This is a genomic window from Burkholderia sp. Ac-20384 (assembly GCF_017104605.1).
Lineage (GTDB): Bacteria > Pseudomonadota > Gammaproteobacteria > Burkholderiales > Burkholderiaceae > Burkholderia > Burkholderia lata.
Genome location: NZ_JAAGPE010000273.1, coordinates 1 through 12,585, shown reverse-complemented (window position 1 = coordinate 12,585; position 12,585 = coordinate 1). Strand labels below are relative to the sequence as shown.

The 12,585-nt window shown below is 59.5% G+C and carries 11 protein-coding genes and 2 pseudogenes; 7 read left to right on the top strand and 6 right to left on the bottom strand.

The window, feature by feature from the left end:
• Positions 1-122 precede the first annotated feature (122 nt).
• From G3O00_RS33410 to G3O00_RS43585, 3 genes are read right to left on the bottom strand one after another with little or no spacing between them, the layout of a single operon-like run.
• Positions 123-1,067 (bottom strand): ATP-binding protein, encoded by a 945-nt coding sequence (locus tag G3O00_RS33410; protein WP_206145546.1) that lies wholly within the window; start codon positions 1,065-1,067, stop codon positions 123-125.
• A 26-nt stretch (positions 1,068-1,093) separates the two neighbouring features.
• Entirely contained in the window at positions 1,094-2,353 is a 1,260-nt protein-coding gene (locus G3O00_RS33405) for a hypothetical protein (RefSeq protein WP_206145545.1), read from the bottom strand.
• A 45-nt stretch (positions 2,354-2,398) separates the two neighbouring features.
• On the bottom strand, positions 2,399-3,094 hold the full coding sequence (locus tag G3O00_RS43585; protein WP_241025454.1) for a hypothetical protein: 696 nt from the start codon (positions 3,092-3,094) through the stop codon (positions 2,399-2,401).
• 597 nt (positions 3,095-3,691) lie between these two features.
• On the opposite strand from G3O00_RS43585, the gene G3O00_RS33395 reads away from it, so the two are divergent.
• The 6 genes from G3O00_RS33395 to G3O00_RS33370 all read left to right on the top strand — a co-directional run bounded on the left by G3O00_RS33395 (position 3,692) and on the right by G3O00_RS33370 (position 8,626).
• Entirely contained in the window at positions 3,692-3,970 is a 279-nt protein-coding gene (locus G3O00_RS33395; RefSeq protein WP_206145544.1) for an HU family DNA-binding protein, read from the top strand.
• A complete protein-coding gene (locus G3O00_RS33390; protein WP_206145543.1) occupies positions 3,967-5,121 on the top strand; it encodes a PDDEXK nuclease domain-containing protein in 1,155 nt (384 codons plus the stop codon). The genes G3O00_RS33395 and G3O00_RS33390 overlap by 4 nt, the downstream gene beginning before the upstream one ends.
• 103 nt (positions 5,122-5,224) lie before the next feature.
• The gene (locus G3O00_RS33385) at positions 5,225-5,653 is read left to right on the top strand and encodes a hypothetical protein (protein ID WP_206145542.1); all 429 of its coding nucleotides are present in this window, start codon (positions 5,225-5,227) and stop codon (positions 5,651-5,653) included.
• A 279-nt stretch (positions 5,654-5,932) separates the two neighbouring features.
• The gene (locus tag G3O00_RS33380) at positions 5,933-6,784 is read left to right on the top strand and encodes an FRG domain-containing protein (RefSeq protein WP_241025453.1); all 852 of its coding nucleotides are present in this window, start codon (positions 5,933-5,935) and stop codon (positions 6,782-6,784) included.
• Positions 6,785-6,844: 60 nt separating this feature from the next.
• Entirely contained in the window at positions 6,845-7,522 is a 678-nt protein-coding gene (locus tag G3O00_RS33375; protein ID WP_241025452.1) for a hypothetical protein, read from the top strand.
• A gap of 78 nt (positions 7,523-7,600) precedes the next feature.
• Positions 7,601-8,626 (top strand): IS110 family transposase, encoded by a 1,026-nt coding sequence (locus G3O00_RS33370; RefSeq protein WP_206145541.1) that lies wholly within the window; start codon positions 7,601-7,603, stop codon positions 8,624-8,626.
• A gap of 286 nt (positions 8,627-8,912) precedes the next feature.
• Here G3O00_RS33370 and G3O00_RS33365 read toward each other — a convergent pair.
• From G3O00_RS33365 to G3O00_RS33355, 3 genes and pseudogenes are all read right to left on the bottom strand, one after another.
• Positions 8,913-10,048, bottom strand: a protein-coding gene (locus G3O00_RS33365) for an IS3 family transposase (RefSeq protein ID WP_206145540.1) whose coding sequence is annotated in 2 segments (ribosomal slippage) — positions 8,913-9,784 and positions 9,784-10,048 — 1,137 coding nt in all. Because the reading frame shifts where the segments join, the coding sequence is not laid out codon by codon here.
• A gap of 297 nt (positions 10,049-10,345) precedes the next feature.
• The gene (locus tag G3O00_RS33360; RefSeq protein ID WP_206145539.1) at positions 10,346-10,783 is read right to left on the bottom strand and encodes a hypothetical protein; all 438 of its coding nucleotides are present in this window, start codon (positions 10,781-10,783) and stop codon (positions 10,346-10,348) included.
• Positions 10,784-11,340: 557 nt separating this feature from the next.
• A pseudogene (locus G3O00_RS33355) lies at positions 11,341-11,670 on the bottom strand (transposase); the annotation flags it as partial.
• Between the two features lie 415 nt (positions 11,671-12,085).
• Here G3O00_RS33355 and G3O00_RS33350 point away from each other — a divergent pair.
• A pseudogene (locus G3O00_RS33350) lies at positions 12,086-12,459 on the top strand (transposase); the annotation flags it as partial.
• Positions 12,460-12,585 lie beyond the last annotated feature (126 nt).

Here is a 12,585-nt window from a genome sequence, read left to right as displayed (position 1 = left end):
GGTGACAACTTTAATTCGCGACGTGCAACCTCATGAATTCACGACGGTTTCGCCCTTCATCTCCGACGCGAGGCGGCGAAGTGACATTTTTACTTCGCAAACGGTGACGACTTTATTTTGGCCTACGTCAGGGTGCGGTGCGCACTACCCTCGACGGCGGCCCGCCAGGCCTCAGCCGAGGTCGCGGTGTCGACGTCGGCACCGCTGGCGATACGTAGCAACACATGACGGGCCGCATGCGCGACGGTTTTCATCGGGAAATCGTTCGGCCCCGCGTACCGATACGGCAGCGCCTCGTGCATTGCCTGCATCAGCGCTTCGGCCTGACAGGCCATCCGGAATCCACCGGCCCACGGGCGTGGCGCCAGCCCCGCCGTGAACGAGCATCCGGAGCCGGCCGGCCACTCGCTGCCTTCGTCATAGCCACGCATCACATAGGCGAGTTCGTCGACGCTGCGCACGCCGTGAAACGGTGCGGATGCAAGCATGAACCGGGCGGCGACATGTGCGCCGCCGGCCAGCGCCATGCCGAGTGGCTCGTCAAAGAATTGGAGCGACGCGATTGAAAACACGCACAGGCGGATGCGCTTTTTCTCCAGCAGACTATGCAATTCGACAAGCCACATCCATTCGCGCTGACTCATGCCTTGTGCCTCGTCGATGACCAGCACCAGAAAACGGCCGCCACCCTGTGCAGCGAGCTCGATCCAGCGTTCGACGAGCATGGTCTGACGTTCGAGCGGGCTTCGCCGTGCTTGCGCGAGCCGGTGACCGCTGGCCTCGAGCAAATGCGCATAGAACCTTCCGACAGCCGCGGCACTGCCCGAGTCGGTGTGGCTCCAGACGACCAGCGGCAGGTAGCCGCCGTAGCGTTCGGATAGCAGGCGTTGCATCCAATGGTCGACCTCGCTCGATTTGCCGAAACGTGACGGCCCGAAGATCGTCGCACCATCAATCTGGTCGTCCAGCCAGGAGCCGATGCGTTCGATCATGTCGTGAATTGCGAGAGTGAACAGCGAATAGTCGCGGGTGACAACCGGGTGACCACGCGGAACATGCGCAGCCACGAGCGGCTCGGCGGGGCTGGCCGGCGCTACCATTGTTGTGCCCGCCGCATCGGCGGGAGGGATACTTGACAATGTGGCTCAGTCGCTACCGGTGCATCCGCTTCGGGCTCGCATTGCGGGGCTCGCCTGGCGAGATTTACCATCGATTGTCCGGCCAGCCGCTCCGCGTGCTGCTGCAGGATGCGCCGGGCTTCGAGGTAAGCCGGATGCGGCGGCAGTTTCCCCTGCGGCGCCGCTTCAGCGTATCGGATCAACGCCTCCACTGCGTCGCTGTTACCTGCCAGATGCAGCAGCCGGCGTTTCTCAAGGGCGCGAATGGCCTCGCGCATATAAAGCGAATGAGGCGTGCGGTGCCATGGGGGTGCGGCACGCACCACGCCGAGAAACTGGCCTTTCTGCGTTGATACCGAGACGTAGCGTGCGTCGTCCTCGTTGTCGAGCTGCAGCCAGAATGCGTGGCCGAGCAGGTCGGTGCGCAGGCAAAGCCACTCTGCCGAATAGCGGGCATTTGCGAAATTGAAATGCGGTCGGCGACCGGTCTTGATGCCTCCCAGTAATGTGCAAAGCTTGCGCACGCCAACCATGCGGCGCACCGTATGCGGGTCCGCCAGGCGGGCCGTCCAACCGTCCAGCGAGACAAGATGTTCAAGCTGCTCGAGCGGACTGCGATAGCCGAGTCCCGAGTGCGGCGTTGCGTTGTAATTGGCGATCAGCGTGTCCAGCAACTCGTGTGCGTACTCGAGCTGAAACTGCGTGGCAAGCGCGGTCGCGTCGGGATCGGTACCGCGCTTGCCAGCTGGCGAACTGCCAGTCGTGGTCGCCAGACGATGAAAGCCGCTGGCCGCGAGGCGCCCGAAAAACGACTCAACGAACGGCCGGTCATCCATGCTGCGTCGGCGGCTGTAGCTCTGCGGATCCTGCGGCTTGATGAGCTTCGCGCCGACCACGTCGCGCAGGACACCTTCGACGCGCGCGCAGACGTTGGCGAGCGCGCCGTCGACGCTGAACTCATTCCAGCACGCGCCGGCGAGCTGCGGAATGCGGAACGAGGGCAGGCCGGCACCCGGCACATAGGCCTCATCTCCGAACTGCACCTCGCGTGGTGCCCAAGTCTCAAGCGCACAACGCATGGCACGCAATACATCCTCGGCGGCGCACTCGCGCCGCAAGCTCAGGTGATAGCCCAGGACCGCCCGTGAAGCGACCTCGATCAGTACCACAACCCAAAGCCGGTGGATGAGGCGCGGCTCGGTGCCACCATGCGGTGACGGCACCAGGACCACCATCCGGGCATCGAGCTTGTGCGCATCGCATTCGACGCGTTCGAACGGTCACAACGGTGGCCGCCGCGTGCCGTCACCCGCTCGCGCCTTGCGCACTGCCTTCTCTCCACCAGCCAGATGCCGCGCTCGCGCCGGATGCTCGGCGAGCACACGGTCGATGAAGCGGGACAGCGTCACGTAACCGCGCTTGTCAACATTGAAGGGCCACTCGTTGCGGCGTTCGAAGCCACGCGCGCGCAGCTCTGCCAGAAACCACCGGAATACCGCCATGCGTGGCCGGCGCGAGGCTTCGAGCTCGCTACGCCGACCAAGAATCCGCTCACGCAAAAGGGCCTCAAATCCGCTTCCGGGAGGAGACTCGAAGACCCATTGCAGGGCAGCAACAGCTCCTCCGCTCCAGGCATTGAGCTTGATCGGAGCGTTACGTTCGTAGGATTTGACACGGGAATACGGCAGGAGGCTCCGCCAACCCTGGATGCGCCCGTCGGGGTGGGCTTTGAGACAGCGCTCGGTCAGCAACCGGTACGTTTGAACGAGTCCGAAGCCGCATTCCGCTTTGATCTGGCGGCCGGTCGCACCGTCAAGGTACAGGCGGATCGCGCGCTCGCGTCTCAGATAGAGTGCACGTCGCTCGGCAGAAAGGGCAAGCTCGTCAATTCCCGGCCAGGCGGCGAGATCGACGTCATCCAGTCCCAAACCTTCGTTGGAGGTATCGCCTGCTCGTAGACGCGCGCGTCGTGCCATTGGTCGCCTCCGGGATGTCGACCATTACGAAACAAGATTAGTTGAAATCGCACAGCGGATAACAAATTTAGTTGTCGGCGCCAATGCGGTGCTTACAGATTTAGTTGAAATCCGATCTGGCTTCCTGGCCTTATGCTGTGGGGATCTGCGAGCAATGCTGCGGTCGCACAAAGATGATTACAAAATTAGTTGCGCGAGCGATGCTCGTGGGGCTCACACGACTAAAGTTGAGTCTAGGCCCCGCTGCCGGTGGCGGGCAGAGGGGAGGCAGGAGACGCGGCACGAACCGATGCCGTAGTCCGCGCAGGTCGGCCGGGCAGATTCGGCTGGAGAAACAGTCAGGTTGTGTGACACCGGAAGCCGGACCACGTAGTCTACGCGAGTGATGACACCCGCACCGGCCCGCTGGTTGTGTGAGCGCTGGCCGGGCGGAAAACGTTCGCGATTGCTCTTGGCGAGCGTGGCTGCGACAGGTGTAAGCCGGAGTTCATTGGTGGGCTGCCCGCCGCACGCAGTGGTGGGGCGGAGGCCAGCGATTTGCGTGTGTGCAGCGGGATGAGGTAGGGTGCAGCTTTGACTTTGTTGCCGAGGCTGTTCATGAACAAGCAGGAACTCATTGATGCGGTCGCAGCGAGCGCTGGCGTCAGCAAAACCGACGCGAGCAAAACCGTCCAGGCGGTCCTGGACGCGATCACGGACGCGGTGAGTCGCGGCGAATCGGTACAGCTGATCGGTTTCGGCGCGTTTTCGCAAGGGCAGCGAGCCGCCCGCACGGGACGAAATCCGACGACGGGCGCGGAGATTGCCATCCCGGCCGCGAATACTGTGAAGTTCACCGCCGGCAAGGCGTTCAAGGACGTGGTGAACGCACTGTGACGCAACGTGATGTCGGGCAGGCCGCTTATGCGGGACTACACCGTGAAATTGCCGATGTAGTCGCGTTGGCGCGCGAAGCGACGGCGCGCACGGTGAACGCCCTGATGACGGCGACATATTGGGAGATCGGGCGACGAATCGTTGAGTTCGAGCAGGGCGGGGAGGAACGGGCCGCTTATGGCGAGGCGGTGATCCGCCGTTTGGGCGCCGATCTGTCAGAGCGATTCGGTCGCGGCTTCGGATGGCGCAATCTCGCACAGATGCGCGCCTTTTACTTGACGTGGCCTGCGGATCGGATTGTGCAGACACTGTCGGCACAATCCACACACGCCTGGATTTTCCCGACAGCGTCTGCAGAATCAACCAAGGCGGCTGTCAATGCGTCGACGGGCGTGGCGTTTGAGCTAAATTCTATCGCTCAGGCTTTTCCGTTGCCCTGGTCCGCCTACGTTCGCCTCCTCGCGGTGAAAGCGCAAGCTGCTCGCGACTTTTACGAGGCTGAAGCGTTGCGTGAGGGCTGGTCTGTGCGACAGCTTGACCGTCAGATAAGCAGTCAGCTCTATGAGCGGCTGGTGCTGTCACGCAACAAGGCGTCCTTGCTAGGAAAGGCGGCTGTCGCGCAACCCGGCGATCTTCTATCGCCCGAGGAAGCAATCCGCGATCCGTTTTTCCTCGAATTTCTTGACATGAAGGACGAATATTCGGAGTCGGATCTCGAAGCGGCTTTGATCCAGCACTTGGCGGACTTTCTCCTCGAGCTCGGCGATGACTTTGCGTTCATAGGTCGGCAGCGGCGTCTACGGATCGATGACGCTTGGTTTCGAGTCGATCTCGTGTTTTTTCACCGGCGCTTGCGATGCCTGCTCATTATCGATTTGAAGGTTGGGCGCTTCAGCTATGCGGACGCGGGGCAGATGCATCTCTACCTCAACTACGCGCGTGAACATTGGATGAAACCCGGCGAGAACCCTCCGGTTGGCTTGATTCTGTGTGCCGAAAAAGGCGCTGCGGAAGCGCATTATGCGCTCGGCAACTTACCGAACAAGATACTCGCAGCGGAGTATCAGACGGTCCTCCCGGATGAGGCCACGTTCGCGCGAGAATTGGAACGTACCAGGATCGAACTGGAGCGCCGGGGCCGCAAGGCGTGACTTCCCGTCCGAGGTTCCGAGGTGCTTAAACACGCATGGATGGGCGAATACGATGAAGCGGTCGCCCGGTAAAATTTGATGTTGCTGGCACGGCAATTATGCTATGCGAAAACACTTAACCGTGCGCCGACGGCCACTGACGAAGGCGCAACTACTACCCCTTCCGGTTGACCAGGTCCGTCGTCTTTCTCTCAAACACCACCTCGCACTTGCACTGCTTTGCGGCGGCAGCGGTGATATTGAGTCGATCGCCACGCTGTCCAATATGCTCGCGCTCGCCTTCTATTTGCGTTCCGACGGCGAAACGGAACTTTATCGCTCCGCGGACTTCGCACTCAACCAATGCATTGCGCGGGCAGAGCGGGGTGGCAAGTGGACTTTTACAGACGCGGAACGGACTGCACTCGAAGCGTTGCTTCGTGTTCATGATAAGCAACTTGCTTCGGTGCCGGTCCATCGCTATCTTGAAGCGCTGGAGCAGGTGCAGCATGTTGGCACGCCTTCCTTTAACTTGCCGATCGAATCGGACTGATGCTGAACGTTTTCTGCCTGTCGTGGCGAATACGGCGGCGGTTAATGTGCACGGGTAAATCTGCGAGTTGGCGCAGCCAATGCGTGATCCGTGTGTGGACCTCGTCGTCGACAGTTTCTACGTAGAAACTCTAGGAAGCGAGTCACGGCGTGTGTAGTTGTATCGTCAAAGGGCACCACGATGCTCTTTGTCGAAGTGGTTCTATTCCGTGGCGGGAGCTAGTGGAATGAAGGGGCATCAGGGTGACGGTACCCTGACCCAAGAACAAAGGACTCACCGATGAGCACCTCATCCAGTCTCGATCCCAATCTCCGCGATGCCCAATGTGTCGGGGAAGCGACGGACCTCGTGAGCTTTCTACAACACGTCGACAAGTGGCTTGCCAGCGTCCCCGTGATGGATCTCGATTTCCCATTGTTTCGCGGTCAGGAAGTCGAGTCGTGGCGACTTGTGCCCTCCATTGGACGCGGACCGTACCAGATGCGGCTTCGGCCCGGCACCGAGCAGCGCATGCTCGACGAGTTCAAGCAGCGTGCCCTGCCTCACGTCGAATCGACCGTGGAGCTGACGAATGCCGACTGGCTCGCGATCGCGCAACACCACGCGATGCCAACGCGCTTGCTGGATTGGTCGGGGAGTGCATTGTCGGCTCTTTGGTTCTCCGTGAAAAAGCCAGCCGTCGAGAAACCGTGCGAGAACCGCTGGTGTGAAAGCGAGGAGGGCTGCGGCGTGTTGCCGGGCGCGGTCTGGATGTTGCCCGTTACGCATAGCGATCTGATCTCCTCCGAGGAGAGCAAAGATCCGCTCGGGCTCGGCCAAACACGTTTGCTTAAGCCGCGGCACGTGTCCCGCCGTATCGCTGCGCAGGATGGCTGGTTTACAGTGCATCGCGGCAAGCAGAGTGGGCTCGACACGAAGTACTTCGCGCTCGACACCAACCCTGAGTTTCGCGACCGGCTGCGCTATATTCGTATTCCAGGCGAAAAATTCGGCATCATCCGGGGACAGCTTCAGCGGGCCGGCATCAATCGCGGTGTGTTGTTCCCGGACCTCGATGGGGTCGCCGGCCGCATCACCGACACCATCCTGTATCCAGCTGATCAGCCAACGCCCGGCGCTGGCAATCTCTGAGGCGCCTCCCGTGGCCAATCGTCCTCAACAGAGACCTACTGCCGCTGCGCACCTATACCAATGACCGCCATCCCGCTGAATCGCCAGTTTTATGAATGGCGAGAAAATACAGATCCGCTTGCCCATTCACGGTTTCGGGCCGCGGCTGGCTTGTCGAATGGCTTGTTGGGTTGGTCGGAGCTTATTGCTAAGCGCCGCGTCGTTATCCTAGCTGAGGCCGGTAGTGGCAAGACCGTGGAGCTGTCCGAGCAAGCACGCCAGCAGACGGCTGCAGGCAGATTTGCTGTCTACGCGACTGTTCGAGATGTTGGTCGCGACGGGCTCGATAAGGCTTTGCGGCCTGCCGACCGGCACCGGTTAAATGATTGGCGCAACAGCAATGAACCGGGATGGTTTTTCATTGACTCCATTGATGAGGCGAAACTCGACAATATCCGCCTGGAAAGGGCGCTGCGACAAATTGCTGAAGGCATTGCCGGTGGAGAGAGCCGCGCCCACATCGTTCTGTCCGGACGGCACACTGATTGGGAATTCGCCCGCGATGCGCAGCGGCTGAACGACGAACTGCCACTGCCCCACGACAACCCCGCCGAACCTCTTCCCCCGCTCGGAACGCTGGTCCGACGCGTCCTCCGCCGCGAAAAACGCCCAGAACCGACGCCGGCTGAAACACCCCTCATCGTGGTGATGGCCCAGCTCGATACAGAGGTGGCCTCACTCGTTCGGACAGTTTTCTGAGATTAATGAGATGGGCAGCCCGATCCTCACGCAGTGGGCTACGCTGAAAGAGGCTTTTGTTTTTGGAGGAGGGGCATCATGGATACGATATCGCTGATCGGCGTTGATCTCGGCAAGCACAGCTTTCACCTGCATGCGCAGGATGCATCAGGTCGGATGGTGTGGCGCAAGAAGACTACGCGTACCCAGATGTTCAAGCTGCTGGGCAATATTCCGGCCTGTGTGGTAGCGATGGAGGCTTGTGCCGGTACTCACTGGATTGCACGCCGGATTCAGGCGCTGGGTTACGAGGCCCGGCTGATCTCCCCTCAATTCGTCAAACCATTCCGTCAGGGCAACAAGAACGATTTCGCCGATGCGCAGGCGATCTGCGAAGCAGCTTCGCGCCCAAGCATGCGTTTCGTGAGTCCGCACAACGAAGCGCAGCAGGTCGTGTCGGCCTTGCATCGGGTGCGCGAGAGCCTGGTGCGTGATCGAACCGGCACGATCAACCAGATTCACGCGTTTTTGCTGGAGTTCGGCATCAGCCTGCCGCGCGGCATGGCGGTAATCCGGCGACTGCCAGCCGTGCTGGAAGCGGAATCGTTGCCGCCCAGGCTGGTAGCCGTGCTCGAACGTTTGCAGGCACACTTTAAATATCTGGACGAACAAATCGGCCAGATCGAACGAGAACTGCTCACGCAATTGCACGAGGACGAACGCAGCGAACGGCTGCTGGAGATTCCCGGTATCGGCCCGATGACTGCCAGCGTGTTGATGTCAGAGCTCGGCGATGCCCGTCAATATGGCTCGGCAAGACAGTTTGCCGCCTCGATTGGACTGGTACCACGGCAGTACAGCACGGGCGGCAAATCGACCCTGCTGGGTATCAGCAAACGTGGCGACAAGGAGTTGCGACGGCTATTGGTGCAATGCGCGCGCGCCCTCATGCGGCGCATCGAGCACCGGACGGATTCTTTGGGTGTCTGGGTTTGCAGCCTGCTGGCGCGGAGGCACTCGAACGTGGTCTCCTGTGCCCTTGCCAATAAATTGGCGAGGATCGCTTGGGCTATCCTCGCCAAAGGGACACACTATCGAAGCATCGAGGCTGACCTCGCAGCCTGACGCTTCCCTTCGCTTACAGATTCAGTTTCGGTAATCCCACTGGTTTTGCGACGCGAGATACGTGAAGGCATAAACGACTCAACGGTCGGGCAAGTAACCTGAACTTAAAAACAGCACTTCGATGCTGAGAGATTTTTGAGGTTTGCCTGGCGCGGCTCCCATCATGGGGCGGGATCTTTCCCATCCACGCCCCCGGATAGATTCGAGCAAGTCCACTTTAGGTCAACACCGCCTCGCTTGCAAAAATCGGGCTGACCATGGATTTTAAGTGGAACGTCCGAGGCAATCATGCTGCCGATTTGATCGCAGGCAGCGTCGCGAAGTATGCCTCGTCCGGCGTCTGATCCTTCAGACTCGAATGGGGCCGTTTCCGGTTGTACAGATCGATGTATTCGCCGATGGAGCGCCGGGCGTGGCTGACCGACTCGTACGCTTTCAAATAGACTTCTTCGTACTTGATGCTGCGCCAGACCCGCTCGACGAACACGTTGTCGCGCCAGGCCCCTTTGCCGTCCATCGACAGCCGCACGCCACGGCCCAGCACGGCCTCGGTGAACGCTCCTGCCGTGAACTGGCTGCCCTGATCGGTGTTCACGATGTCCGGCAGTCCGTAGCGGCCAAATGCCTCTTCCAGTGCCTCGACGGCGTGCGAGGCGTCCAGCGTGATGGCAACCCGATGCGCGAGAATCTTGCGGCTCGCCCAGTCCACCACGGCCGTCAGATAGACGAAGCCCCGCGCCATCGGAATGTAGGTCGTGTCGAGCGCGAACACCAGGTTGGCGCGCTGGATCTTCATGTCGCGCAGCAGGTACGGCCAGATCTTGTGCTGCGCGTTGCGCCGGCTCGTGTTTGGCCTGCAGTACAGCGCCTCCACGCCCATGCGCTTCATCAGCGTGCGCACGCGGCGGCGACCCACTTCATGACTTTCCCGACGCAACAGGCGCGCCAGCATCCGCGCCCCGGCAAATGGAAACTCCATGTGCAGTTCGTCGATGCGGCGCATCAGCAGTTGATCGGCCTGGCTGACCGACTGAGGCTGGTAATACGCGCTCGATCTCGCGATGCCGACGAGTTTCGTCTGTCGCGAAACCGGCAGCGCATGCGCACGGTCGATCATCGCTTTACGCTCAGCAGTCCGGCCTTGCCGGGCGCTCCGGACAAAAAATCATTCTCCAGCGTCAACTGGCCGATCTTCGCATGCAGCGTCTTTACGTCCACGGGCGGCTCAGTTGACGGCGACCCAGCCGTACCGAACACATCGGCCGCACGCTCCTGCAACTGCCGTTTCCATTCCGTGATCTGGTTCGGATGCACATCGAACTGCTGCGCCTGTTCGGCCAGTGTGCGCTCGCCCTTGACTGCCGCCAGAGCCACTTTCGCTTTGAACGCCGCTGAGTGCGTGCCTCGGGTTCGTTTCGTCATTTTCTCGGTTCCTTTGCCTGCATTATCGCTGGCTCAGGCCCCGGCCGATCCACTTATCCGATTGTCCGAATTTGCGCGGCCACCTCTCAGTGACCACAGTTCGTCGTCGATGATGGGTTTGCCCATCTCCTCAATCCTGTTGTCACGACGATTGGGGTTAACAGGTTGAGTTAAGGGTTAACCGTCCCCTCGAACTCTTTTTTAATCCGTTTATAATTCCGGTTCAGGGTCGGCCACGGGAACTTACACCCTGCAGGACGGACTGAGGTATTTCAGCAACTCGCAAAGGATACCCTGTCAACGATAGATTTTCATCATACTGGGGTTCGCATTAATGCCTTGCAGCTGCAGTTGCGTGGCAGCTTGACCAAGGTGAGATGCTTCCGGCAGGTAGTGCCCGCTTCTGTTATTGATTTTTTTCAAGACACCGTCATGGACCTCTAGTTCGCCAGCGCATGCAACTGAAGCACCATGAAGAAAACTAGAGTGGTGAAATACACCTTCCTTATGGTTATTTGAAGCATAAAAATTCCCGAAATGATCCATGATAAAAATCGCATAGCCTGGACTGTGCGATCTGTTTGTTGAATCAGCGCGGCGCGTATCGAAGTTATTGCCGTTCGCGTCGACAATACGGCCGCCACTAAATCCCAATTTATATGTATGAAGCTGCTCCGGCGGCACCATCGTCACCTTGCCGGCGCCTTCGAGTTCAGCCCGGTGCTGCGTGGTCATTGGGGCTCCGAGCTTGAAAGGTGCATCGATGGATATTTCACTTCCGCCGATTCGGGCATAGCGCGTGGTTCCTGGCCTCCTGGAAAAGGCGGCTGCATCTTCCAAAGATGTGTCTTTCCACGATGTTGTCGTGCCGGAGGATTTCGGGCCCGACGATAGGCCTGCCAGAGGTCCTGAGATCGTTCGCGTTCGGAGCACTCGTGTTTGAGTACCTTCTCCACTGCTGCTTTGGGGGTTGTCTTGCAGCTGGAAGTTGGCACCGCTAGCTGAACTGGCACTGGAGCTTGAGTTAACCGATGTCATTTCAATACCTTTTCGATTTTTAGAGACAGAAGGTATGGCCCGAATCTCCGCAGAACTCGCCATTTGCACACCTGACTGGCTGTGATCGGATGGTGGTCTCGAGTGCGGAACAGATGGCCGTAAGTTCGCTCGTAGATAGTAACTTGTTCGTCGACAGTGCAGAATGCGCGTTGCGAAAAATGCTTACCTGGCGCGAAGTTTCTGAGGTGACCTGCCCCCTTCAATAGGGCCAATGGGCTTCTAGCAAAGTCTCTTTAAAGCAGCTCCTGGAAAGCGGCAGGAGCATTCGCGGTTGCCCGATGTTTCGCCGCAAACTCTGATGGCGAAAGGTAGTTAAGTGCGCTGTGCGGCCTTTGCTCATTGCAGTCCTGATGCCATGCCGCGATGACGGGCCGAGCATGGGTGAGCGTCGTGAACCAGTGCTCGTTAAGGCATGTGTCTCGGAACTTGCCGTTGAACGATTCAATGTACCCATTCTGCGGTGGCCTGGCCGCCTGAATCAACTTCAGTGTGACGCCGTTCGCATCCGCCCACTGGTCAAGCGCGCGGCCCGTAAATTCGGGCGCCAGATCTGTTCGCACCGCCTTTTGATTGCGACGCAACCCTAAACTTGTACCTCTCGCACTCAACGAAAATACGCATGGCTGAGCGTCCGAGAGAGCGAAAAAGAAGCCCCGTTATCCGACCGGATTTCGGGGCTTGAATGTTGGCCGCTGACGCCGGGGGAGACCGTACGCCAGTGACGCTCTCACAAAGCACGAGCAATATAGCGTAGATTTGCTGGCGTTATGGCTCGTTGCTTCGCGAGATTGGACGGAAGTTCGCGTGGAAATGCAAAAGAAAACACGGCGATCGTTCGCATCGATCGCGGGCGGTTATCAACATCGGATATACAAGGTATCCGCAGGCATTGTGGAGTGACCCTAGCCCACAAAACTGTCCCATTTGGAAGTGGAAAATTCCGGCATGACGTTGTCATCGAGACCAGGAGGTCATGCCGTGAAGAAGAGCAAGTTCACCGAGGAACAGATTGCCTACGCGTTGAAGCAGGCCGAGCTGGGCACACCGGTCGCGGAGGTGTGCCGCAAGATGGGAATCAGCGACGCGACGTTCTACAACTGGCGGACAAAGTACGGTGGGCTATCGCCTTCGGAGCTGCGCCGCTTGAAGCAGCTTAAGGAAGAGAATGCGAAGCTCAAGCGGCTCGTGGCCGATCTGTCGCTGGACAAGGCCATGCTGCAGGACGTGCTGTCAAAAAAGCTTTGAAGCCTTCTCTGCGCCGTGATCTGGTCACGGACTTGATGCAGCGTTTCGGCGCAAGCCAGCGGCAGACCTGCGCTTTGTTGCAACTGTCCCGCACGGTCTACCGTTACTGACCTGCTCCCCGCGTTTAGTACGGTGACGGTGTAGAGTCCGTTCCAGAGAGGAACGGCAATGAAAAAGCGATTCACCGAAGAGCAAATCATCAGCATCTTGAAGGAAGCCGAGGCTGGCCTGAA

Excerpts from the sequence above, each read along its gene's own strand:
- G3O00_RS33360 (WP_206145539.1), bottom strand. The coding sequence starts at position 10,783 with ATGACCACGCAGCACCGGGCTGAACTCGAAGGCGCCGGCAAGGTGACG.
- G3O00_RS33370 (WP_206145541.1), top strand. The coding sequence starts at position 7,601 with ATGGATACGATATCGCTGATCGGCGTTGATCTCGGCAAGCACAGCTTT.
- G3O00_RS33380 (WP_241025453.1), top strand. The coding sequence starts at position 5,933 with ATGAGCACCTCATCCAGTCTCGATCCCAATCTCCGCGATGCCCAATGT.
- G3O00_RS33405 (WP_206145545.1), bottom strand. The coding sequence starts at position 2,353 with ATGGTGGTCCTGGTGCCGTCACCGCATGGTGGCACCGAGCCGCGCCTC.
- G3O00_RS33385 (WP_206145542.1), top strand. The coding sequence starts at position 5,225 with ATGCGAAAACACTTAACCGTGCGCCGACGGCCACTGACGAAGGCGCAA.
- G3O00_RS43585 (WP_241025454.1), bottom strand. The coding sequence starts at position 3,094 with ATGGCACGACGCGCGCGTCTACGAGCAGGCGATACCTCCAACGAAGGT.
- G3O00_RS33395 (WP_206145544.1), top strand. The coding sequence starts at position 3,692 with ATGAACAAGCAGGAACTCATTGATGCGGTCGCAGCGAGCGCTGGCGTC.
- G3O00_RS33375 (WP_241025452.1), top strand. The coding sequence starts at position 6,845 with ATGACCGCCATCCCGCTGAATCGCCAGTTTTATGAATGGCGAGAAAAT.